Source organism: Massilia putida, from assembly GCF_001941825.1.
Lineage (GTDB): Bacteria > Pseudomonadota > Gammaproteobacteria > Burkholderiales > Burkholderiaceae_D > Telluria > Telluria putida.
Window position 1 is genome coordinate 1,726,212 of the sequence record NZ_CP019038.1, and the last position, 21,630, is coordinate 1,747,841.

Sequence of the window (21,630 nt, forward strand, 5' to 3'; positions counted from 1 at the left end):
TTCGTGAAAAAACGAAAACTGTTTTTGGCAAGTTTTTCCCGCCTTGAATAAAAAAAACGACCGCCCGCGTGGACGGTCGTTTCGCGACCGGGGCCAGACCGTTGTCCGGCCTGTGGCCGATTACAGGTCGCCGCGCACCAGCGGGGCGCAGTTGTTGTTGTCCGGACGGACAACCTTCGACTGCAGGGCGGAGATGCCGCCGTCGAGGTAAGCGATACCGCGCAGGTCGTGCAGCGTCGAGTCCTTCAGGCCCTGGATGACGGCCTGGGTCAGTGCCGACTTGTCGACCTTCGGCTTGACGTACTCGACCGCGAACGAGGTCACGGCGAAGCCATAGTCGCCGCCGGCGAAAGCAGCGCGCTGCTTGGCGTCCGGGGTCGGGCTCACGCCGTCGAGCTTGACGAACTTCCACGTGTCGCTGGCGGACGGGGCGGAGGTCAGCGAGATCACGCCGATGGCGTAGCCGGACTTGTTCAGCGCCTTCACGACGTCGCCGCCGACCGGATACTCCTGCACGACCAGATTGCCGGCCGATGCTGCGGCGCCGATGATCGGCTGTGCGCCGCCCAGCACGTTGGCGATCAGCTTGCCTTTCGGATCGTGGTTGTTGCCGCAGGCATTGTTGGCGAAATACATGTTCGACGCAGCCTGGGTGCCCGACAGGTCGTCGCGGCGGGCCAGAGTCAGCACGCCGTTGTTACCCGGCAGCAGCACGCTGGCCGACTTCGCCTTGCCCGTCACGATCGACGCGTAATCCACGCGGCGCACGGTCGGCTGGCCCGACGTACCCTGTGCGCTCTGCAGCGCGGCATACAGGTCGCCGCTGACGGCGACGCCGAAGCCCTGCATGGCCAGCGGCGTGACCTTCAGGGTGCTCAGCTTGGCGGTGGCTTCCGCGTACAGCTTGTACAGTTCGACCGGAGCGACGTCCGAGATCGCCATGTCGGCCTGGCGCAGGGCGCTGGTCGGGCAGTTCAGGACGGGGGCGGCATCCGTGCTGGAAGCATCGGCCACGCACGAGCCCGGGACACCGGCGACCGGGCCCACGCTCAGCACGTTCGATTCCTTGACGATGGCGGTCTTGCCGTCGAACTTGGCCAGCATCTGCGACACACCGGCGGCCGAACCGTTCATCTTGTTGTAGACGACGAACAGGCGCTTCGACGTGCCGCCCGTCAGGTTCGGCTTGGACCAGCCGTACCAGCCGCTGACCTGGCCGGCGCTGAAGCTGCCTGCGTCGGTGTATTTCAGCGTGATCACCGGCTTGCTGGAGTCGAACAGGTCGGCCTTCAGGACGACGTCGTTGACGCTGGCCAGGGCCGACGAGCCGGCCACGTACAGCGACACGAAATCGGTGGCCTTCGCGTCGGTGGCGCAGGTGTTGACCATTTTCTCTGCCGAGCTCGTGTCGCACGTCAGGGTCGCGGTGGCGGCAAACGCGGCCGACGAGCACAGCGTCATGCAAGCGACAGCGATCAGTTTCTTGTTCATGTGTTTCCCTCTCAATTGGAATGCCGTGATGGTGTTACAAACAGTTGTTCGTCGCTCAGGCGCCCGCATGCCCGCATTCGCCCTGCTGTTCCGCATGCCCGCGAAACCTGCTTCACACTGGAAGACGCATGTGCCGGCGGGTCGCCGCGCCATCGGGAGTCCGCGATGCCCGCGCAGGTCCACATGTCGTTTTCGCAATGAAAGATATGGTAAGGGCAAGATTTGACAGAAACTGGACAGTCCCGTCGGAATCGGATGAGCCGATCGGCTCATGCGCGACCCTGTCCGGCTCAGCCGGGGTCGCGTGCCCCCGGGAGGCCCAGCGCGTGCAAATCCCAGCAGCGCGATACGGCCTGGACGCGCGTGTGGACATTCAGTTTGCGGTAGATGTTCTGCAGGTGATTTTTTACGGTCAGCGTACTGAGGTCCAGAATCGCGCTGATTTCAAAATTGCTCTTGCCGCGCATGACCCACGTCAGGATTTCCAACTCGCGTGCGGACAGCAGGTCCACCGCGTCGCTGCTGGCAGACGGCCGGCCGCTGTCCGCCTGGACCCGCTGGAATGCCATGTGCAGGAGCGGCAGCAACAATTCGAAGAAAAACATTTCACGGGCGCCCGGCACGCCCGGCATGCCGAACAGGATGAAACAGCTGGCACCGCCGCGAAACCGCTCGGTACCATGGATCATGGCGCGTTCCAGCCCGAGATCGCGCACCTCCATCCCAATGCTTTCGAGCGGGTCCGCCCTGTCTCCGCTTTCCGGCAGCACATAGGGCAATGCGTTCCTGCTGCGCGCCAACCGGGCCAGGCGTACGGCCAGCCCGTGCTGGGGATGGCACAAATTGCGCGTGAATGCCGGGTCGCGCGCGTGGCGGTCGACGGGGTCGACGCAGACGACGCCGTCGGTTTCGTCGAACTGGATACAGACCATCAGGTGGTGCGGCAGCAGGGCCTGGATCTGCCCTTGCGTCCACAGGAACAACTGACGGATATTGCGCACTTGAACGAATGCCTCGCCGATCCGGACAAGATATTCCTCTTCGAGCCGGTCCAGGATCACCAGCGGCGTCATGCCCGGTCGGTTCATACGGAGGCGCCGACCATGTCCGCAGCCCCGACGCCGGGCATGTCGGACACATTGAACCGGTATCCCAGCCCACGAACGGTTTCGATGTTGCGGTCGTAGCCCACGGCGCCAAGCGCGTTGCGCAGCCTGCCGATATAGGCGTCGACCGTCCGCTCGTCCAGGTAGGAGTTGATCTTCCATACCTTGTCGAGCAATTGCGCCCGGCTATAGATCCGGTTCGGCTGCGCGACGAGGAAGTGCAACAGGCGGAACTCGGTCGCGCTGAGCGCGATCTCGCGGTCCGTCGCAACGACGCTGTGCGTGGTGGGATCGATCCGCAACTGACCCACGACAATGGCATCGGACGTCATATGGGGCGCGCGGCGCCGCAGCACGGCGTACACCCGTGCCAGCATTTCCCGCGGGCTGAACGGTTTGACGATGTAATCGTCCGCCCCGCCCTCCAGCCCGGCGATCGTGTCCTGTTCACCGCTGCGTGCCGTCACCATGATGATCGGCAACTGGCGCGTATGGTGGTCCGCACGCAATGTCCGCACGAGCGAAAGGCCGGACTGCCCGGGCAGGCTCCAGTCGGTCAACACCAGATCGGGCACGACGTCGCGCAATATGGCATGCGCGGCCTCGGCGGTGCTGGCCCGGATGATCCGGTACCCCGAACGTGCCAGCGTCGTCGCGATCAACTCCAGGATTGCTGCATCATCCTCGACAATTAAGATGTGCGCGCTCATTAGGCTCCCCGAAAAGTTTGTGTACGAGTCATCGGCATGCAGCTCCGCTTATGTGGCGTGAAGCGGGCGCATGCGCCGTTTTGGTGCGTGCCGCAGGCAAGACGTGGCGTCCTGCTCGTCAATACAACAGTATTGATGAGTTTTTAGACTATTTGATTACTATTTGTAAATATTAGTGGTCCGTTCGGATCATTTTTGGACACAAAGACCTTTTCTGCGAAGCATGTGGCGTTTCCGCCTGCAATCGAGGGGACGTTAATCGCCGGACCGGGTTCGGAAGGTGTGCGACGAACGCAAACTGTTTCTGAGATGGGCATTCAGGCTCGTCACGCGCCCGGGAGTGTGTTCGGATGCACCAGAGCCCGGATGGGCCCGAGCCAGTCACCAAAATGGCCGCCAGCGCGGCGATGTAGCGATCATCGCGTCCGTGCAGTGTGAACTCGCTGATCTCGACATGGGAATCGACATCGCGCGGGCTTTGATGGCTGATACCGAAACCATGCCGAACGATTTGGCATAGGCCCTATTGCACGTATATCGAACTGGATAAGTGCGCATAGCGGCTTCCGGATGAGCGGCGAGAAACATGACAGCGCTCAACCGCGCCTGGTTTGCCGCCGATGTTTACCGAGAAACTCAAGCATCATGCGGCTCGCCTCCGGCCCGGCTTGCGCGTTGAACCTCAACGTCGGGTCGCCACCGCTCCATGCATGGCCCAGGCCCGCGATGCGAACCACGCGCAACATGACCTTGCGACCCATCAGGTAGTCGTGGATCTCATGGGCATTCCGGCGGCCGCCCCGCCCTGCGGGCTTCACCGTCACACGCGTCGCCGGGCCGTCCGGCAAGCCATGCAGTTGCAACCACTGACGCGTCAGCTGTTGCTGGTTTATCGGACGTACCGCCTGATCGTCATCCCCCTGGATCAGGAGGGCGGGAATCAACGGCATCGGTTCCGGCACGCCTGGCGCGGCCTGCTCGGCGCGGCGATGTAGCACGCCGAGAATGGCCGCATCGAACTGCGCGGCCGCCCCATGGCGCATCACATGCAGCGCGCCCATCGGCGTATGGCCGACACCGAACACGGGACCGGAATGCAGGCCGACGGCGGCGATCAGTGCAGGATGATTCAATGCCAGCACAGCCGCCATGCCGGCCCCGGCAGACAGGCCGCATGCGTAGATGCGACGACGGTCGATCCCATGGTCTTCACATACGCGCCCGATCAACGCCGCCAACGCAATGGTTTCCCCACCGCCCTGCTGGGTCGAACGTTCATACCAGCGCCAGCAGCGCTGCGCGTGCACACTCATCGGTTGCTGCGGATAAAGCACCGCGTAGCCTTTGTCTTCCGCCAGCTGATTCATGCGTGTGCCCTGGGCGAACTGGGTCGCACTCTGCTGACACCCGTGCAGCATGACGACCAGCGGCCAGCCGTGCCGCGCCACGGTGTCCGGAACATGCTTCGGCACGTACAGCCAGTAACGCATATGTCGTACGACAGCGTGTCCCGGCAGTATCGGCAATGGATACCGCCCTGCCAGCCATTGGCCCGGCGCAGATGAACCGGATGGCTGCCGGCGCCGGGGCTCCGGCGGAGAGGCTTGGACATTGGGGGGCGTCGACGGCGACTTGCGCGGCGCCGCCTTGCGTGCGCGCTTTTCCGGTGGCGTGGCGTAGCTGTCCAACAGCTTGGCCAGCGCCGACCGTTGGGTTTTCGCGGCACGCGCCAGAGTGCGCATGAGCCGTACACCTGGGGCGCGTTTGACCATATGAGCCGGGCAGAGTTATGTTGCACCGCAATATATCGCCAGCTGTACGCGTGCTCTGTGCGCTGGCATACACCAGTCGTCATTTGTTCCGACAACGGTGGAGTTACGTGCCGGCATTGCGCGCGTCACGGCCGGTGCCGAACAACTTGGGAAGGACTTGGCGTGCCGGATCATCGCCCTTCTTGACAACGAAAGTGGACGCGCCACTGCAGTTGCCGGTTCGCTTGGCAGACCGGCAGCGGCGTTCGCAACTTCAGAACAGGCCAGGCAGCACCGCGGTACCTTCCGACGTCACCGAGTTCAGCAAGCCAGGATCGAGGCCCAGCGCTTTCACGATCGTGGGCGCAACTTGCGTGGTCGCCACCGCGGTACCGATCGTCTGCTTGGACAGCGTCGGGAACGACACAAGGAGGGCGACATTCGAATCATTGGGCGCGGCTCCGCCGTGCTCGGCATCCTTTTTCCCGGACTTCGAATAGATCACGCCGGCGTTTGGCTGGACCATGATGTCCGGTGTCCGGCCCTTGGCGGGGTCTCCGAAGCGCCCGTCGGCCTTCAGGTCGATCACGCCGCTGCCGGGATCCGTGCCCGCGCAGATGCCGGGATTCGATTGGCCGGCAACGATGATCTTCGACGTCGGGTCCACGGCCGGGCAGCCCAGGTTTGCCTTGAGCGCCGCGATGGCGGCGGCGCGCGCTGCGTCACTTTGGTCGTTGAGCCAGATGAAGCCGACATCGTCTTCCGTGAACTGCCCCGTACCCAGGACGTTGCCGGTGACGGAATCGGTTCCCGAACCGATATTGCTGTTCGCCCCGAGATTGGCAGCGGCCAGGGTAGAGCCGATCGTGTCGCCGATCTTGCGCAGCGCCGAACGGTCGGCCGGCGTCTGCCCGTGCTTGGCGCTGATGATAATCAGCGTGCTGCCGAGCAGATTCTGTTTGCTCAGTTCGGCCTTGATCTGTCCGATCTCCCCATCCAGAAACGCGATGGCGTCGGCCGTCAGCGCATTCGGCGTGAAGTTGGCGTCCTTGTAGCCGCCACCGTTCACGTTGAGTGCTTTCTGGGCAACGCTGAGTGTCTGGTAGTTTGTGCCGAACAGTGTTGGTACGGGGATCTTGTTACTCTTGAGCGCGCCCCCTGCCGCAGCACTGACCACGCCGGTCGAGTCGAGCCCGTCGATCTGATTCAGGATGATTTGGGTATGGTAATGATCGAACACCTTGGTCTGCGTGGGCGTATTCGTAAAATCGTAGCCTGCGGCGCTGGCGAAGCCACGCGCGGTATTGAAATCCGCGTTAATCTCGGTGCGGGCCAGGTCCATCACGCCCGTGCCCGACGGACCATTGACCCAGTCGGTCCCCCACGCATGCTTGTCCGCCCAGGCCGTGTAGGCCCCGGCAATGTTCTGGCGAACGACTTCGAAGATGGTGTTGGTCTGGATAAAATTGTGCGGATAAACAGGTACGCAGCTACCTGCGGCATTCTTCATCCGTGGAACTTGTTGGGAGTTGAAATCGCCGCCGCCGTCGAGGTGGACCAGAGCACCGCCATTGAAGGCATCCTCACCCGCCTGCTCTTGCAGCAACACCTCCACGCCCTGCTTGCCCGTGCACGTGGCGTCGGTTCCGGCGTACAGGTTCCGATCGTAGATATCGTCGTAAAACAGGCCCGTGCTCTTCGGGCTGCCGCCTGTCACGAGGGCGGCAAGTCCAGGCACGGAGTCGGACAGGCCGGGCGTATTCGCGGCCGTGTAGGTGACGCCCGTATTCGACAGGCTGGCAATGTTCGGACAGGTGCTGGCCGCGACGCAGGCAGCAAGATCCTGCTGGTGCAAGCCATCGATGCTGATCAATAACGCATGCTTGACGCCTTGGAGACCTGCCGGGCCGGGCGCAATGCCAGTCGAGGAAGTACTCGAGGTCGATCCACTACCTCCGCAGGCGGCTAGCCCAAGGCCGAGTAGTACGGCGGCTCCGGCGACAACGAAGGATTGGCTTTTCGTTCCGATCATACGCCCTCCACAGTGGTTAAGATCGCCAAAGGTTATTTAAGAAATATGTCCGGAATATGGCAGCCAACGAGAGATGGACGGACCGTAATCATGGTGCGCGTTCAAAGGTATCCGGTGCCGACGATTTGTAATACAGAGCCACTCCATCAGGCACGCGTCCCGCGCGTCCGGCACCCCGGTCTCGCCGCCGTATCTGCCGCTGTGCGTACCGCTTGTGGCCGCGCTGCCCGCCGCGGCACCGGCTGGCGGCGCGGCGACGGCAGCGCCGGTAAGGCGTCCCGGCATGGATTGCTCGCTACGGCAGGAGTCACGCAAAAAGCTCGGTCGAGGCGCCAGGCAGGACGTGACGCCCTGTTGAGCCGGACCACGGGATCGATGTGCGTTACGATTCCGTAAGGTAAAGGTCCCCATGGTGCATGCGGTGGCATGATCGTTGTGCTAGCAAAAAACCGCGGGCATTGCAGGCAACAGGCGCTTGATCGACCGCGGGATTTTGGAATTTCGTCCGCATGCTGCTCGCGTCCCGCGAGGCCGGGAGCCTCCGATGAGGCAAGAAACGCGGTGAGCAAGCTGAATGCCCTGTTCGGAGCGGCAGCGATGACGGGCGACCGTCGCGGCCGCAGGCACGAATATCGCCCAACCCAGGAAGATACGAATGGATGATGACTTCGAGGTTGAAGGACCACACAATCATGCTGTCGAGCATGCGGTTGAACAGCGCGACAAACTGGCCCAGCGCATTGCGCTCATGACGGCGGTCCTGTCGACGGTCGGCGCCATCGTCAACTATGCAAGCGGAAACGCCCAGACCGAAGCCCTGGTGCTGAAGAACGAGAGCATTCTCTTGCAGAGCCGAGCGAGCGATCAGTGGGCCTATTACCAGTCGAAGTCGACCAAATCGCACATCGCCGACGGCGTTGCGGCGCTGGCGACGGATCCGGAGGTGCGCCGGCGGTTTACCGCGGAACGAGACCTCGAGGACAAGGAGCGCCTCCAAGTGCAGCGCGAGGCGAAGCAACTGGAGTCGGCATCGCAGCGCCTGGCGCGCGAGTCGGACGCGAAGTTGCGACCGCACGAGCACCTTGCCCTCGCGCTGGGCTTCCTCCAGATCGGCATCGCGCTGGCCGCGATCACCGTGTTGACGCGTCGCCGCTGGCTGTTGTGGGGCGCCGCCGGCGCCGCGCTGGTCGGCATTGGCGCGGCGATTTCGGCGTTTTTACCGTGAGGTAAGCGCTCTCTCATTCGCTGGTGCTTGGGCTCCAGAACACTTGCCGTACCGCGGGGATGGCAGCGAGCTGGCCGACCACGGCGTCAAGTTCCGCGCCATCGATCGATGTCGCGGCCAATGTGGCGGCAATTTCGATCTCGTCCGCGCCAAATGGATGAACTTCGAGATTGCGTGCGGGATAGCTGCAGCGCGCGAGGTGATGCTCGATCTGCTCGACGATGCTCTTGCGTTCGCCGCGTTGGGCGATCACGTAGACGGTGTTGGTGACCTCGGCCGAGTCGACGTCCAGCGGCCGTCGGTTCAAGGCATTGACGGCCGGACGCAGAAGCGTGTTCGCACCGAGCACGAACAGCGTGGCAAGTACCGCTTCCAGGATCAGGTCGGCACCAGCGGCCGCGCCGACGCCGGCAGCGCACCACAGGGTAGCGGCGGTATTCAAACCGCGCACATTGCCTTCCTCGCGCATGATCACGCCGGCGCCAAGGAACCCGATGCCCGAGACCACATAAGCGAGGACATGCACCGCCGCATCACGTCCATTCAAACGGTTCGCCAGATCGACAAACACCGCGGCCCCGACCGCAACCAACACGTTCGTGCGCAGGCCGGCGGTGCGTTGCCGGTATTGTCTTTCTAGACCGATTATGCCGCCAAGAACGAACGCGGCACTCAAGCTGATGAACGTGTCCAACAAGGATTGCAAGTCAACGTTACGCACGGCTTCCATAAAAAAACCTCGTAGAGTTGATCGGCGTCCGCCGTACATTAACCGAGAGCCTGCCTCGGCAGGGGTTTTCCCCCCGAATAAAAGACGTGCTCTTCGAAGCGTCAACTTCGTTACCGCTTGCCGAATGAGACCCCGATTGTGCAGTTCAACATTCCAGGTACGTCGCGCAAGACCCTAGGACAGGATGTTGACAGCCCGCGCCGCCACCAGACCAACCGTCAGCAACGATGCAAACGACTCCACCATAAATAACAGCTTGGCTCGCACGCTAAGCGGCAGCGTATCGGTCGGGGAAAACGCCGTCGCATTCGTGAACGACACGAATACGTAGTCAAAAAAGCCGGGTGTCCATGTCTCGTGCCCTGGGCAATCCGAGTTCATTTGAGGAAACATCAAATCGGCGACCGGTTGTTTGATCAAGCCGCGCGCTGCCGGACCGCCGCGGTCCATATTCCAGAACCACAAGGCAAATACGACGATGTTTGTGAGCCATATGTTCAACGCGTCGACGAGAAGGCTTTGTCCGGTGGTGCCTTTGGCACCGTAAAGAAGAGCCTTCAGTACGCCGAACAGCGACTGAAAATTAATGAGTGTGATGACCATCGTCAGTACGATTGCGGCCTGACGAATTTTTCGACGCCGATGATGAATCAGGGTCCAGTGATGCTGGCTCGTCGCGCGCAGCATCTGGGTATGCGTCCAAGCAGTGGCCACCGATAGCGGCACGAGCAAGGCCAGTTCGACCACGGATGCAAGCCACCACGGGAAGGCCGTCAGATCATTGATGAGAAAAGCATTGAGCGCCGCCGTGACAAGAATAGCGGCGCGCGCTATCCATATCTCGCGCATATGTCGTTTCAGGGTTTGTCCAAGCTCGTGCATAAGTGATTTTTTTACGATATGAATAGGGCGACTTCGCTCACCAGGTGCCTAATCCCGGCAGCAGGTAAATGGCGACATGGCGCAAACGTCAGTGCGTGGCCTGGCTTGCATCACCCTGGCGGCGACCGCAGGCGAACCCGAGTCGTGTACCGAGTCCGAGATATCTCATGATAAGCAGCTTGCTATGCGTTCCGGCTTGGAAAAGGCAGTGTGTTAACGCTTTGTAATTTAAGCGCTTCTTCAGCCGCCGGACTCGGCTCAGTGAAACGTGCGGCAATGGACGTTGGGCGCGGAACCATTCTGTCGTGTTGCACGTCCCTTCCACGACAGGACGGGCTCGAACGAAGGCCGGCGGGAGCGAGGCTGGGGCCGGGGGCGAATGTGCCTGGCACGCCGTGCAGACCCTGGCGGTAAGTTCGCCGACGTCCACGATCGGCAACTCGTTCGCGTCTGGCGGAACGAACCCGACGTCGATTTTCCCGGCGGGCCAGGTAGCGCGGAACGCGCCCGGTTTTATTCCGCCCCCACCGTGATGACCGTGAACGTACCCGGTTTCAGGGCAGCCCGGCCATTCGAACTGGGCGCCGCCGTCGTGTCGGCTTCGGCCGACACGAGATACAGGTCGTGTGTCGCCGGATCGAGCGTGACCGTCCGGGCGCGCGGCATGGTGTCGACCGTTCCGCGTACCGCGAACGGCGCCGCCGCATCGACCACCGTCAGCGTCCCGTCGCCGTTGGACGCAAAGACAAGTTTTCGCTGCAGGTCGACGGCGACGGCATCGTTGCCGCGCCCGATCGGCACGGCACCGACGACCTTGCCCGACCGCGCATCGACGATGGCGAGTTTCTGGTTGTGGCAACCCGCGTAAAGCAAGCCGGCCTGCGGGTCGATCGCCAGGCCCGCCGGTTCGTCACAGGCGGGCGCGACGCGGTGTTCGGCCACCAGCTTCAGCTTGCGTGTATCGATTTCGGCAATCGCGTTGCGGTCCTCCAGGGCGACGAACAGACGCCCCTTTCCATCCACCACTGCGGTTTCGGGTGCGCCGGGCAACGCGATCGTGCCCGCTATCTTTCGGGTGACGGCATCGACGACGGACACGCTGTTCGCCTTGCCATTGGCGACGAACACCCGATGGGTGGCGGCATCGTAGACCAGCGAGTCCGGACCGGCGCCCACCGCCACTGTGGCCAGCGGCGCGAGCGTGTCCAGATGGAAGACCGTGACGGTATTCGCAGCCCCGTTGCTCGAAAAGCCGAGCCCGAGATCGGCCGCCACCGCCACGCCGTGCACCCCCGGCGTCGCCGGAATGCTGCCGACGACTTCCCGCTTCCGTACGTCGTAGACGTCGACATGGTCGCCGCGAGTCAGGAACAAGTGATGTCGCTCGCTGTCGACCGACAGGTAATCCCAGCGTACCGGTCCTGCGAGGACGCGCTTGTCCATTACCCGATAACTGCTCTCGCCCGCGTGCGCGCCGAGCGTCGTCCCGAGCATCGCCGACAGCCCGGCAGCCGTGAGGTAACGCCACATTGTGTGCATCATGTTTCCTCCGATAGTGAATGAACGACCTTGCATACGGGCCACGCCAGGCCTATGCCTGCTGACGCGACGTCAGACGCGGCAGAGCAACCTGTGCGCGCAAGCCGCCGGGCGTTTGTTCGTCCCGCCGATGGAAGGCCACCTTGCCGCCGCATTTGTCGACGATGGAAGCGACGATGGCGAGTCCTAGCCCGGTACCAGACTGATCCTGCCCGGCACCTCGATAAAACGGCGCGAAGACACGTTCCCGCTCATCGTCGGCAATGCCGGGGCCCTCGTCGACGACCTCGATCACCACATGTTCCACATCGGCGCACACCGCCAGGTCCACCCGCCCGCCCGCGGGCCCGTAGCGGATCGCGTTGTCCACGAGGTTCTTGATCAGCACGTAAAGATCAGCTTCGCTCAGCGGAACCCGCACGTCGGCTTCTTCGGCGATGCCGATGTCGACGTTCCTGGCTTCCGCCATGGTCAGCATGTCCTCAAGCACCCGGCGCAGCGCGGGCCGCACGGATGTGCCGTGCCGTTCCGCCGATGGCTGCAGGCGCGCGCGCGCCAGCGACAACAGCTGGTCCAGCAGTGCCGTTCCGCGCACGATTCCCTGGTGCAGGACGGCGAGTCGCGCCTTGGCCTCGTCCGGCATCGGCGCCGCGCCCAACCGCTCGGCCTGCAGTGCGATGGCAGTCATCGGCGTGCGCAGCTCATGTGCGGCATCGGCAATGAAACGGCGTTCGACGGCCAGTGTCGCCGCAAGCCGGCCGAGCAGGCGATTCAATGCCACGACAAAAGGACGCACTTCAATCGGCACCGCCTGGTCGTTCAACGGACTCAGGTCGTGCTGGTCGCGCGCATCCAGCTCCTGTGCGGCCGCGGTCACCGGCGCAAGGACCTTGCTCACCGATACCGTCACCGCGACCAGCAGGACGAACGTCAGGATCACGAGCGGCAGCACGGTACGCACTGCGCTGTCCTGCGCCGCATCGTCGCGCAGGTCCGTTTCCTGCGCAACCGCGATCCTGCGCCCATCGGCGAAGGTTTGGACCAGGACGCGGTATCCCGTACCCGCGACGTCGCGCGTGCTGAAGCCGTCCGGGATTTGCGCCGGAAGCGCCAACGGCGACGACCTGGATCCGTCGCCGCCAAGGGTGTCCACCAGGACACGCGCGTCCCGGTTTCGACTTGCGGGCATGCCTGCCGGCCGCGCCAGCGACGTGCCGGCTGGCAGACGCAGCGCGAGCGCTGCGATTTCGCGCAACGTGTCGTCCTGCAAATCGTTCGCGGACCGTAATGCGGTGATGAAGGAGAACGTCCCGGCGGCGATCGCGGCCACGAACATGACTGCCGCGAGCACGCAAGACAGCTGCAACCGGAGTGACGAGCTCAAGCGCGCTTGGAAACCATCCATCCCGCGCCCCTGATGTTCTGTATGACGTGCATGCCGAGCTTGCGCCTCAACGCGTGGATGAGGTACTCGATCGCATTGCTCTCTACCTCCTCGCCCCAACCATAGACGCGGTCTTCGAGGTCGCTGCGCGACAGTATCGCGCCGGGCCGCACCATGAGCGCATGCAGGACGGCGAATTCGCGGTTCGAGAGGGTGACGGAACCGCCGTCGCCGACACAGGCTTCGCGCGTCGTCGGATCCAGCGCGACGATGCCGTTGGAAAGGACGATGGCCCCGCCCGCATTCTGGCGCCGCACGACCGCCCGCATACGGGCCAGCAACTCCGCCATGGCAAACGGCTTGACGAGATAGTCGTCCGCCCCGCCGTCGAGCCCACGCAACCGTTCGTCGAGGTCGTCCCGGGCGGTAATGATCAGGAGCGGCAAGGTCCGGCCCGCACCGCGCAAGCTGCGCAGCACGTGCTGGCCATCCTGACCCGGCAAGCCGAGATCGAGCAACACCATGTCGTAATGCTGGCAACCGACGGCAACCGGCACCTCGGTACCATTGCGTACCCAGTCGACGGCATACGACGCATCGCGCAAGGCGGCCTGCACGGCCGCGCCGATCATCACATCATCTTCTGCCAATAACACCCGCATGCCACCCCTTTTGTGTCTACGGTCCAGTTCATGCAACTGGACGACACTATGGCACAAAACTTAGCGGTCACTGAGGCCGTGGTCGTTTTGGCGGATTCACAACAAGTCATGGAAATCAACGCTGGCGAACGCGGCGATTGGGCTAGGATGACGCGCATTATCGTCAATCGGAGTCCGTATGAGCGCCGCAGCTTCCGCCCATGATCACCATCACGCCGACCTGGCCAAAGTGCCCGCCGTCACACTGGGATTCTGGCTCATCAAGATTCTCGCGACCACACTCGGCGAGACTGCCAGCGATACCGTGACGATGTCGATGAACCTCGGCTATCTCGCCGGCACCGGCATTTTCGCTGTCCTGCTGGCGATCGCGCTGACCGCACAGATCCGGGCCAGCCGCCTCCACCCCTTCCTGTTCTGGGCCGTCATCGTGGCCACCACGACGGTGGGCACCACCCTCGCGGACCTGTGCGACCGCTCGCTGGGCATCGGCTACCTCGGCGGCTCGGCGCTGCTGTTCGCGCTCCTGATGCTGACGCTCTTCGCCTGGCACCGCAGCCTCGGATCGGTGTCGATCAAGCGGCTCGACACGCGCGCGGCGGAGATCTTCTACTGGGTCACGATCCTGTTTTCCCAGACCCTCGGCACGGCACTCGGTGATTGGGTGGCCGATCCGGAAACGGGATGGGGATTCGGCTATGGCGGCGGTGCCGCCCTGTTCGGTGCCGGTCTCCTGGTGGTGGTCGCCCTGTATTTCTGGACACGCACGTCGCGCACCGCGCTGTTCTGGGCCGCGTTCATCCTGACCCGGCCGCTGGGCGCGACGGTCGGCGATTATCTCGACAAGCCCGTGGCCAACGGCGGCCTGGCGCTGAGCCGCTACACGGCTTCGGGGACACTCGTGGTTTGCATGCTCCTGCTGGTCATCCTGCTGCCCCAGCGGGCGGAACGCCTGCAGCGCGCGCCGCATGATTAAGGCCGTGCGCCGGTACGTCGTGCTGGCAACCATGGCGTGGACGTCCGTCTACGCGGGCCCGCCTTTCGTCACCGACGATCCCGAGCCCGTCGATCTGCACGCGTGGGAGATCAACTATGGCGCGACCTGGCTGCGCACCATGAACGGCAGTGGCGGCGCCCTCCCAGGGATCGACCTGAACTACGGCGCGCTTCCCGATGTGCAGCTGCACGCGCAGCCACAGCTCGCTTATACGCGCGGCACTGGCGGGAACGCCGTCGGCCTGGGCGATCTCGAACTTGGCGTCAAATACCGGCTGACGAGCCCCGACCAGCCACGCAGCGACTGGATGGTGGGGATCTACCCGATGCTCGAGCTCCCGACCGGCAGCGCGCGCCGCGGCCTCGGTGCGGGGGCGCACAGCGTCTATCTGCCGCTGTGGCTGCAAACCACACGGGGTCGCTGGACCGTCTTTGGCGGTGCGGGCTACTGGCTCGATCACGGCGCGGATGCGCACAACGCATGGGCGGGCGGGATCACCGCACTGTACGAGGTCGATGCGCGCCTCCAGCTCGGCGCAGAGGTCTATGGAAGCACGCGCCGCCACATCGACGAAGCGACTGCGACGGGTTTCAACCTGGGCGGCATCCTGCAACTGCGCGACGGCCTGGCGCTGTTGTTCTCGGCGGGACATGGATTGCGCAATGCCCACACGAGCAACAACGGGACGGCGTACATCGGTCTGAGGACAAGTTTTCAATAACCGATGTCGCCGTCGGCACGCGACGCCTCTGCGCATCGATCAGAAACCCGCGCGAACCGAGACCTGGAAGCTGCGCGGCGCCTGGGACGTGTACCGGTCGCCGGCCACCGTCTTGCCAGACGAGATCGGGGTCACGTCCTGCTTGCCGACACGTTGAACACGTCCAGCTGGACCTTCAGCATACGCAGGCGCAAGCCCGGATTCGCGAAGCGATAGGCGATCGCCAGGTCCGCGCTCGTGTACGCACCGGCGCGGCAGGTGTCGTACGCCGCCGGCGTCGCGGCATCGGCATCCGACTGGTGGACGGCGCCGGTGCGCTTGCCGATCAGCGAACCCGCCCACGGCTCCCTGTTGTGCAACGGTCCCGCGGCGACTGTCATGTCGGGGGAACCCCTTGTCGTGCGAACCGTTGGCGTACCGCGCGACACCGTTTCCGACCAGCCAAGTCGGCTGCCCCCGATACCCTTGTACACGGCGATTCCCGGACCATGTCCGCCTGCCCAACCAACCTGCCAGGATCGTCGCTGCCGTTGCCGCCATCGGGCGACGCCGCCTGCGCGTCGGCACAGGCGTTCCGGCTGGGCCTCGACGATCCTCAAGGGCAACGCTAGGCAGTGCGGCGGCAGTCCGGCTACGGCAACACCGGCTGGACCCGGCTCGACGTGTTGGAAATCGTCGTCGCACGGTCGGGCGGTAACCGGACAGATCGCGACGTGTCCTGCTCCGCGAGCAGGAAGACGCTGACTGCCTGCCTCAGCTCCGCAGCCTGGTGACGCATCGACTCGGACGCGGCCGCAACCTGCTCGACCAGCGCCGCGTCCTGCTGGGTCACCTGGTCCATTTGGCCGATCGCGCGGTTGATCTGTTCGATACCAACGTTTTGTTCGCGCACCGCGAGCGTGATGTCGCCGATGATCGACGACGCCCTGCCGACGAGGTCGACGATCTCGTGCATCGACGTGCCGGCATGATTGACGAGCTTCGTGCCGATGTCGACCTTGTCGACCGCGTCATCGATCAGCGCCTTGATCTCCCGGGCGGCCGCTGTCGAGCGTTGCGACAGGTTGCGCACCTCGCCGGCCACGACGGCAAAACCCCGCCCCTGCTCGCCGGCACGCGCCGCTTCCACCGCGGCGTTCAGCGCCAGGATATTGGTCTGGAACGCGATGCCGTCGATGACGCCGATGATGTCGGCGATCCGTTTCGACGACGCGTCGATTGACGCCATCGTGTCGACGACCTGCGCGACGACGGCGCCGCCGCGTTGCGCTGCGTCCGACGCCGAACGTGCCAGCGCATCGGCCTCGTCCGCGTTGTCGGCGGTCTGCCGGACCGCGGACGTCAATTCCTCCATCGACGCAGCCGTTTCTTCGAGGGAAGCCGCGCGGTCCTCGGTGCGTGCGGACAGATCCGCATTGCCCGCGGCGATTTCGCTGGACGCGCCGGCGATCATCGCCGTGCCCGCGCGCACGCGACCGACGATGCCGACGAGCGCGTCGCGCATGATCTTCATCGATGCCATGAGGCTGGCCGTATCGCCCGGGCGCGTCTCGATCGGCGTGGCCAGGTCGCCCTGCGCGATGCGATGGGCCAGCGCGGCCGCCTGCTCCGGCGTGCCGCCCAGCGAACGCTCGATGTTGCGCACGATCGCTACGACGCAGGCGGAAAGAATCAGGCCGGCGAGCGCCAGCACCAGCATCGACTGGAGCAGCGACCGACGGAAAGCGGACTCCACGTCGCTGATGTACAGCCCTGTCATGATGGTCCAGTCCCATGGCTGGAAGTGCACGTCGTACGTCACTTTCCGCTCCGGCTCGGTCGCTCCGGGCTTGTTCCACATGAGGTAAGTGAAACCCTTGCCGGCGTCCTTGACCACGTTCAGCGCGTCCAGGCACATCTGCCGGCCCTCGACATCGCGGATGTCGGCAACGCTGCGGCCGACAAGATCCGGCTTGAGCGGATGCATGAGCATCTGCTTCGAATCGATCACGAGCAGATAGCCTGTGTCGCCATAGCGCAGCGCCTTGATGTCGGCGAGCGCCTGGGCGCGCGCCTGCGCGTCGGTGAGCTTGCCGGCGGCGGCCATGGCCGCGTACTCCTTCAAAATCGAAATCCCCATGTCGCCGGCGTTGGCGATCTGCGTCTTGCGCTCGTCCATGCGCAGCGTGCGTTCGTGCAGGCTGTTGGCCGCGACCACCGCGAGCAGGCACACCCAGCTGAGTACGAGGGGCAGGAAAAGCTTGATGCGAAACGAAAGGGTCATGGGTCTCCTGCTGGTGCGTTCCGGACGATCGCTGGCGTGTTGCGCTGCGTGCCGTCGTCCATGTGGTTTGGGATGGCGTGATGAACGGGCGGGACGGACACCGCCCGATATCGCGGCTGTGCCGAACGCACGCGGCCGCGGCAAGGTGGAAGAGTAGAGAGGCGCAGCGACCTCGTCCAACACCATTTCGGTATGGAAACTATATCGGCCAGGTATGATCAGGTGAACGCCGTGCATTTCCATGCACGACTCCCGCCACGCCTGCGTTCAAAGCCGCGCAAGGGTCAGAACACGTGCCCGATCCCGGCCATGACGCCATTCTGCGGGCGGCCCGGTGCGACCGCGCGCCCGCATCGAGGGCGATCGCAGCCTGGCCATGGTTGTCCATGCGCCCGACGGCGCCGTAGAAGCGCCGCGCTTCGCGAACGCATACGTCAGGCGCGCCGCCCAGGCCGTAAGTGACGATCGTGAAGAAGGCCGGGGATTACTGGCGGCCCACGCTCAGGTCGCCGGCGCGGCTGCTCAGGCGCACCCAGGATTGGCGGCCGCACGGCACGCTGCCGTGTCCCGAGGCAGGTGAGGTAGAGGACGATGCCGGGAAGAAGCCGGCCTCGAACACGCCCAGCAGGAAGCGCACGGCATGGAAATGATCCGGGCGATACGGTCGAGGAAGGAAACGACGTAGCAGAGAAAAAGAACGGGAATGATGCGGCGCGATACCTTGCGGTACAGCGCGTCGTCGGAATCACGGGCGGCCGCGGGCCGCACCGCGCTGGAACCGGTCGTGGTGTCGAACATGCTTGTCTCCGATATCTGCCCGTCATTGCGGCCGATTCCTTGTTCGTAATTGGTAACCGCGTCGCCGCGGTCGGCGGCCGCACAGGCCGCCCCGGCCCTACCCCAGGAAGGTGCGCAGCTGGCCGGTGAATTCCTTCGAGGCCTCGATGTTCGACAGATGCGACGCGTCGAGGACCTCGCAGCGGGCGCCGGCGATCCGGTCACGCATGAAGTTCGCGTCGTCGACCGTGGTGACCGGGTCGTGCCGTCCGGCGATCAGCAGCGTCGGCACGCGGATCGCGCCGATGTCCTCGCGCAGGTCGGCCCGGCCCAGCGCCAGGCAGCACGCCGCATAGCCGGCCGGCGATATGTTGCGCAGCCCGCCGACCAGCGCCGCGACGACCGTCGGGGAAGCTTGCGCGAAGCCTTCCGTGAACCAGCGGCCGCGTGCGCCGTCGGCCACCGGCCCCATGCCGGAGGCGGCGACCTGGGTCGCCCGCTCCCGCCAGCCGGGCTGGGTGCCGATGCGCGCCGCGCTGTTGGCGACCACGAGGCGCTCCAGGCGCCGGCCGGCGTGGATGCCGAGCCACAGCCCGGTCAGCCCCCCATCGAAATGCCGCAGAAGTGCGCGCGCTCGATGCCGAGACCGTCCAGCAGGCGCAGCACGTCGCCGCCCAGCTGGTCCAGCGTGTAACCGGCCTCGGCATCCACGCCGGAGCCGGAACCGCCGTGGCCGCGGGTGTCGTAGCGCAGCACGCGGAAGTCACGCGCCAGCGCGCCGGCCTGCTCTTCCCACATGGACATGGTCGTACCAAGCGAATTCGAGAGTACCAGCACGGGCGCGTGTGCAGGGCCCTGCAGCATGTAGCTGATCTGCTGCGGCCCGGGATCGAGGATCGGCATCGCGGCGTCTCCGTCAGGCTTCGAAGTGGGCGCGTTCGATCTGGTCCGCCGGCAGGCCGTCGCGCTGGGCGTGCAGGTCGAAGTCGAAGTCGATCGAGTAGAACGGTGCGTCGACCTCATGGGCGCGCAGCGCTGCCGGGTCGGTGACCTTGGTCACGGCGGGAACGAGACCGTCGCGCGTGGCGAACGCGAAGTCGTCCCACAGGTATGGATCGCCGTCGATGTTGATCTGCGTGGTCAGCTTGCGGTGGCCCGGCGCCGTCACGAAGAAGTGGATGTGGGCCGGGCGGGTGCCGTGGCGGCCGAGCGCCTTGAGCAGCTTGTCGGTGGCACCGTTCGGCGGCACGCTGTAGCCCACCGGGAGCTTGCTGCGGAAGCGGTAGCGTCCTTCCGCGTCGGTGCGGATCGTGCGGCGCAGGTTGTACGGGGTCTGGCTCGGATCGAAGAAGGAATAGCCGCCCAGGTGATTGGCGTGCCAGACTTCGACCGTGGCGTTGGCGACCGGCTTGCCGTCGGCGCCGCGCACCTGGCCCTGCATGAACAACACCTCACCCGGCTGCGGATCCTGGTCCAGGCGCGCGAAGCCGACCGATTCCGGCGCGCCGGCGACGTACAGCGGGCCCTCGATGGTGCGCGGGGTGCCGCCGGTCACGCCCTGGCGCGCCTCTTCCGCATCCATGCGCACGTCCAGCAGGCGCTCGAAGCCCAGGCCCGCGGCGATCAGGCCCCACTCGCCTGAGCGGCCGGCCTCGGTCAGGTAGCCGACGGCGCTCCAGAATTCGTGCGGCTGCACGTCGAACTCGTCGATCGTGACGAACAGGTCGCGCACGATGCGGTTGACGATGGCCTGCACGCGCGGGTTGCCGGTGTCCTTTTCGGTGCTCTCGATCTGGCGCAGCAGCGCCTCGATGGCGGTCTTGTTCATGTGTGTCTCCTTGATGTGTTGGGGGTGTGGATCAACGGTCGTCATCATGGATCGAGGACGGATGGCGGCACAGCGCTTCCACCTCGATCTCCATGTAAGGGAACAGCGGCAGCGACAGCAGCAGGTCGTGCAGCTCGGTGTTGTCGGCCACGTCGAAGATGCTGACGTTGGCGTAGCGCCCCGCCACGCGCCACAGGTGGCGCCACTTGCCGCTGCGCTGCAATTCCTGCGCAAGTGCCTTCTCGCGGGTCTTCAGGGCATCGGCTTCCTCGCGCGGCATCGTGTGCGGCAGGCGGACGGTCATGCTGACTTTGAATAACATGGTGGTCTCGTTCGTGTCGTTGTTCAGTGCTGCTGGCGCTGCAGGAAGGCGATGCGGTCTTCATCCAGTTCGATGCCCAGGCCCGGACCGGTTGGCAACTGCAGGGCGCATTCGCGGTATGCGAGCGGCGTGCGCAGGATCTCCTCGGTGAGCAGGAGCGGCCCGAACAGCTCCGTGCCCCAGGCCAGTTCAGGCAACGTGGCGAACAGCTGGGCCGACGCGACGGTGCCGACCGCGCCCTCGAGCATCGTGCCGCCGTACAAGCCGATGTTGGCGGCCTCGCCGATCGCCGCCACCTGCTGGGCGCCCCGCAGGCCGCCGGATTGCGTGATCTTGATGGCGAAGACGTCGGCCGCGCGGCGCTCGGCGATGCGGAAGGCGTCCAGCGGACCATGCAGGGCCTCGTCGGCCATCAGCGGCACGCGGTTCATCGTGCGCAGGCGGCGCATGCCTTCGATGTCGTGCGCCGCGATCGGCTGCTCGACCAGGTCCACGCCGGCGTGTTCGAGCATGGCCATGCCGAGCATCGCGTCGGTCTCGCTCCAGGCCTGGTTGACGTCGACGCGCACGCTGGCGCGGTCGCCCAGCGCGCGCTTGATGGCGGCCACGTGAGCGGCGTCGGCGCGCACGTCGCGCGCGCCGATCTTCAGCTTGAACACGCGGTGGCGGCGCAGGTCCAGCATCTGCTCGGCCTCGGCGATGTCGCGCGCGGTGTCGCCGCTGGCCAGGGTCCACGCCACCGGCAGGCTGTCGCGCACGCGGCCGCCGAACAAATCGGACAAGGGCACGCCGAGACGGCGCGCCTGCCCGTCGAACAGCGCCGTCTCGATGGCGCACAGCGCAAACCGGTTGCCCTGCAGGCGCGAACGCAGCTCGAACATGCGCGCATTCGGGCTGGTGGCATCAAGGCCGACCAGGATCGGCGCCATATAGGTTTCGATATTGGCACGCATGCTCTCCGGGCTCTCTTCGCCGTAGGCCAGGCCGCCGATCGTGGTGGCCTCGCCCCAGCCCGTAATACCGTCGCTGGCGCGGATGCGGACCAGCACCAGCTTTTGACGGCGCATCGTGGCGACGGACAGCTGGTGCGGGCGGATGGTCGGTAGATCGAGCAGGAGTACGTCGACCCCTTCGATCAGGATGGAATTCTCGCTCATGGGTTCCTCGGATGGTTTTCCAGACCATCATAGGAACTGGCGGAAGCGGCGTC

20 protein-coding genes and 2 pseudogenes are annotated in these 21,630 nt (G+C 64.8%); 4 read left to right on the top strand and 18 right to left on the bottom strand.

Annotated features, from left to right (window positions below):
* Positions 1–120: 120 nt before the first annotated feature.
* From BVG12_RS09825 to BVG12_RS09845, 5 genes are all read right to left on the bottom strand, one after another.
* Positions 121–1,491, bottom strand: coding sequence for a hypothetical protein (locus BVG12_RS09825; protein WP_075792241.1), 1,371 nt, complete (start codon positions 1,489–1,491; stop codon positions 121–123).
* 290 nt (positions 1,492–1,781) lie between these two features.
* A complete protein-coding gene (gene epsA, locus BVG12_RS09830; protein WP_075792242.1) occupies positions 1,782–2,564 on the bottom strand; it encodes an XrtB/PEP-CTERM-associated transcriptional regulator EpsA in 783 nt (260 codons plus the stop codon).
* Positions 2,565–2,575: 11 nt separating this feature from the next.
* Positions 2,576–3,307: a phosphate regulon transcriptional regulator PhoB gene (phoB, locus tag BVG12_RS09835; protein ID WP_075792243.1), complete on the bottom strand. Its 732-nt coding sequence runs from the start codon at positions 3,305–3,307 to the stop codon at positions 2,576–2,578.
* A 596-nt stretch (positions 3,308–3,903) separates the two neighbouring features.
* Positions 3,904–5,049 carry an extracellular catalytic domain type 1 short-chain-length polyhydroxyalkanoate depolymerase gene (locus BVG12_RS09840; RefSeq protein ID WP_229503848.1) on the bottom strand — a complete coding sequence of 382 codons (1,146 nt, stop codon included), beginning with the start codon at positions 5,047–5,049 and terminating at the stop codon, positions 3,904–3,906.
* A 283-nt stretch (positions 5,050–5,332) separates the two neighbouring features.
* Positions 5,333–7,090, bottom strand: coding sequence for an alkaline phosphatase family protein (locus tag BVG12_RS09845; RefSeq protein ID WP_075792245.1), 1,758 nt, complete (start codon positions 7,088–7,090; stop codon positions 5,333–5,335).
* Positions 7,091–7,745: 655 nt separating this feature from the next.
* Between BVG12_RS09845 and BVG12_RS09850 the strand changes: the two genes are divergently transcribed.
* Positions 7,746–8,315: a DUF4337 domain-containing protein gene (locus tag BVG12_RS09850; protein WP_075792246.1), complete on the top strand. Its 570-nt coding sequence runs from the start codon at positions 7,746–7,748 to the stop codon at positions 8,313–8,315.
* 13 nt (positions 8,316–8,328) lie between these two features.
* Here the strand turns inward: BVG12_RS09850 and BVG12_RS09855 are convergent, their stop codons facing one another.
* The 5 genes from BVG12_RS09855 to BVG12_RS09875 form a co-directional block, all read right to left on the bottom strand.
* Positions 8,329–9,045 carry an MgtC/SapB family protein gene (locus BVG12_RS09855; protein WP_075792247.1) on the bottom strand — a complete coding sequence of 239 codons (717 nt, stop codon included), beginning with the start codon at positions 9,043–9,045 and terminating at the stop codon, positions 8,329–8,331.
* 174 nt (positions 9,046–9,219) lie between these two features.
* Positions 9,220–9,927: a hypothetical protein gene (locus BVG12_RS09860; protein ID WP_075792248.1), complete on the bottom strand. Its 708-nt coding sequence runs from the start codon at positions 9,925–9,927 to the stop codon at positions 9,220–9,222.
* A gap of 513 nt (positions 9,928–10,440) precedes the next feature.
* The gene (locus BVG12_RS09865; RefSeq protein WP_075792249.1) at positions 10,441–11,469 is read right to left on the bottom strand and encodes a YncE family protein; all 1,029 of its coding nucleotides are present in this window, start codon (positions 11,467–11,469) and stop codon (positions 10,441–10,443) included.
* Between the two features lie 49 nt (positions 11,470–11,518).
* Entirely contained in the window at positions 11,519–12,871 is a 1,353-nt protein-coding gene (locus BVG12_RS09870; RefSeq protein ID WP_075792250.1) for an ATP-binding protein, read from the bottom strand.
* A complete protein-coding gene (locus tag BVG12_RS09875) occupies positions 12,847–13,512 on the bottom strand; it encodes a response regulator (protein ID WP_075792251.1) in 666 nt (221 codons plus the stop codon). The genes BVG12_RS09870 and BVG12_RS09875 overlap by 25 nt, the downstream gene beginning before the upstream one ends.
* 30 nt (positions 13,513–13,542) lie before the next feature.
* On the opposite strand from BVG12_RS09875, the gene BVG12_RS33980 reads away from it, so the two are divergent.
* From BVG12_RS33980 to BVG12_RS09885, 3 genes are read left to right on the top strand one after another with little or no spacing between them, the layout of a single operon-like run.
* Positions 13,543–13,716, top strand: a complete 174-nt coding sequence (locus BVG12_RS33980) for a hypothetical protein (RefSeq protein WP_156895599.1) — start codon at positions 13,543–13,545, stop codon at positions 13,714–13,716.
* Positions 13,691–14,488: a COG4705 family protein gene (locus tag BVG12_RS09880; RefSeq protein ID WP_075792252.1), complete on the top strand. Its 798-nt coding sequence runs from the start codon at positions 13,691–13,693 to the stop codon at positions 14,486–14,488. The genes BVG12_RS33980 and BVG12_RS09880 overlap by 26 nt, the downstream gene beginning before the upstream one ends.
* Positions 14,481–15,230: a transporter gene (locus BVG12_RS09885; protein WP_075792253.1), complete on the top strand. Its 750-nt coding sequence runs from the start codon at positions 14,481–14,483 to the stop codon at positions 15,228–15,230. The genes BVG12_RS09880 and BVG12_RS09885 overlap by 8 nt, the downstream gene beginning before the upstream one ends.
* A 131-nt stretch (positions 15,231–15,361) precedes the next feature.
* On the opposite strand, the gene BVG12_RS09890 is transcribed toward BVG12_RS09885, so the two are convergent.
* The 8 genes and pseudogenes from BVG12_RS09890 to BVG12_RS09920 form a co-directional block, all read right to left on the bottom strand.
* Positions 15,362–15,610, bottom strand: coding sequence for a hypothetical protein (locus BVG12_RS09890; protein ID WP_075792254.1), 249 nt, complete (start codon positions 15,608–15,610; stop codon positions 15,362–15,364).
* Between the two features lie 251 nt (positions 15,611–15,861).
* Positions 15,862–17,493 carry a methyl-accepting chemotaxis protein gene (locus BVG12_RS09895; RefSeq protein ID WP_083684863.1) on the bottom strand — a complete coding sequence of 544 codons (1,632 nt, stop codon included), beginning with the start codon at positions 17,491–17,493 and terminating at the stop codon, positions 15,862–15,864.
* A 484-nt stretch (positions 17,494–17,977) separates the two neighbouring features.
* Positions 17,978–18,130 carry a hypothetical protein gene (locus BVG12_RS35820; protein WP_370662857.1) on the bottom strand — a complete coding sequence of 51 codons (153 nt, stop codon included), beginning with the start codon at positions 18,128–18,130 and terminating at the stop codon, positions 17,978–17,980.
* 20 nt (positions 18,131–18,150) lie between these two features.
* Positions 18,151–18,291 (bottom strand): annotated as a pseudogene (locus BVG12_RS09900) (MFS transporter); the annotation flags it as partial.
* A 97-nt stretch (positions 18,292–18,388) separates the two neighbouring features.
* Positions 18,389–19,173 (bottom strand): annotated as a pseudogene (gene pcaD, locus BVG12_RS09905) (3-oxoadipate enol-lactonase).
* A gap of 13 nt (positions 19,174–19,186) precedes the next feature.
* Positions 19,187–20,098 (bottom strand): catechol 1,2-dioxygenase, encoded by a 912-nt coding sequence (gene catA, locus BVG12_RS09910; protein ID WP_075792256.1) that lies wholly within the window; start codon positions 20,096–20,098, stop codon positions 19,187–19,189.
* Positions 20,099–20,129: 31 nt separating this feature from the next.
* Positions 20,130–20,420, bottom strand: a complete 291-nt coding sequence (gene catC, locus BVG12_RS09915) for a muconolactone Delta-isomerase (RefSeq protein ID WP_075792257.1) — start codon at positions 20,418–20,420, stop codon at positions 20,130–20,132.
* Between the two features lie 23 nt (positions 20,421–20,443).
* Positions 20,444–21,577: a muconate/chloromuconate family cycloisomerase gene (locus BVG12_RS09920; protein WP_075792258.1), complete on the bottom strand. Its 1,134-nt coding sequence runs from the start codon at positions 21,575–21,577 to the stop codon at positions 20,444–20,446.
* Positions 21,578–21,630 lie beyond the last annotated feature (53 nt).

What these genes read in the sequence shown, in the direction of transcription:
- BVG12_RS09875 (WP_075792251.1), bottom strand. Translation starts at nt 13,512, where the DNA reads ATGCGGGTGTTATTGGCAGAAGATGATGTGATGATCGGCGCGGCCGTG.
- BVG12_RS09865 (WP_075792249.1), bottom strand. Translation starts at nt 11,469, where the DNA reads ATGATGCACACAATGTGGCGTTACCTCACGGCTGCCGGGCTGTCGGCG.
- BVG12_RS09880 (WP_075792252.1), top strand. Translation starts at nt 13,691, where the DNA reads ATGAGCGCCGCAGCTTCCGCCCATGATCACCATCACGCCGACCTGGCC.
- BVG12_RS09840 (WP_229503848.1), bottom strand. Translation starts at nt 5,049, where the DNA reads ATGCGCACTCTGGCGCGTGCCGCGAAAACCCAACGGTCGGCGCTGGCC.
- BVG12_RS09845 (WP_075792245.1), bottom strand. Translation starts at nt 7,090, where the DNA reads ATGATCGGAACGAAAAGCCAATCCTTCGTTGTCGCCGGAGCCGCCGTA.
- epsA (WP_075792242.1), bottom strand. Translation starts at nt 2,564, where the DNA reads ATGACGCCGCTGGTGATCCTGGACCGGCTCGAAGAGGAATATCTTGTC.
- BVG12_RS09825 (WP_075792241.1), bottom strand. Translation starts at nt 1,491, where the DNA reads ATGAACAAGAAACTGATCGCTGTCGCTTGCATGACGCTGTGCTCGTCG.
- BVG12_RS09920 (WP_075792258.1), bottom strand. Translation starts at nt 21,577, where the DNA reads ATGAGCGAGAATTCCATCCTGATCGAAGGGGTCGACGTACTCCTGCTC.
- BVG12_RS09855 (WP_075792247.1), bottom strand. Translation starts at nt 9,045, where the DNA reads ATGGAAGCCGTGCGTAACGTTGACTTGCAATCCTTGTTGGACACGTTC.
- BVG12_RS33980 (WP_156895599.1), top strand. Translation starts at nt 13,543, where the DNA reads ATGCAACTGGACGACACTATGGCACAAAACTTAGCGGTCACTGAGGCC.
- BVG12_RS09850 (WP_075792246.1), top strand. Translation starts at nt 7,746, where the DNA reads ATGGATGATGACTTCGAGGTTGAAGGACCACACAATCATGCTGTCGAG.
- catC (WP_075792257.1), bottom strand. Translation starts at nt 20,420, where the DNA reads ATGTTATTCAAAGTCAGCATGACCGTCCGCCTGCCGCACACGATGCCG.
- BVG12_RS09895 (WP_083684863.1), bottom strand. Translation starts at nt 17,493, where the DNA reads ATGACCCTTTCGTTTCGCATCAAGCTTTTCCTGCCCCTCGTACTCAGC.
- BVG12_RS09885 (WP_075792253.1), top strand. Translation starts at nt 14,481, where the DNA reads ATGATTAAGGCCGTGCGCCGGTACGTCGTGCTGGCAACCATGGCGTGG.
- BVG12_RS09870 (WP_075792250.1), bottom strand. Translation starts at nt 12,871, where the DNA reads ATGGATGGTTTCCAAGCGCGCTTGAGCTCGTCACTCCGGTTGCAGCTG.
- BVG12_RS09890 (WP_075792254.1), bottom strand. Translation starts at nt 15,610, where the DNA reads ATGACAGTCGCCGCGGGACCGTTGCACAACAGGGAGCCGTGGGCGGGT.
- BVG12_RS09860 (WP_075792248.1), bottom strand. Translation starts at nt 9,927, where the DNA reads ATGCACGAGCTTGGACAAACCCTGAAACGACATATGCGCGAGATATGG.
- catA (WP_075792256.1), bottom strand. Translation starts at nt 20,098, where the DNA reads ATGAACAAGACCGCCATCGAGGCGCTGCTGCGCCAGATCGAGAGCACC.
- phoB (WP_075792243.1), bottom strand. Translation starts at nt 3,307, where the DNA reads ATGAGCGCGCACATCTTAATTGTCGAGGATGATGCAGCAATCCTGGAG.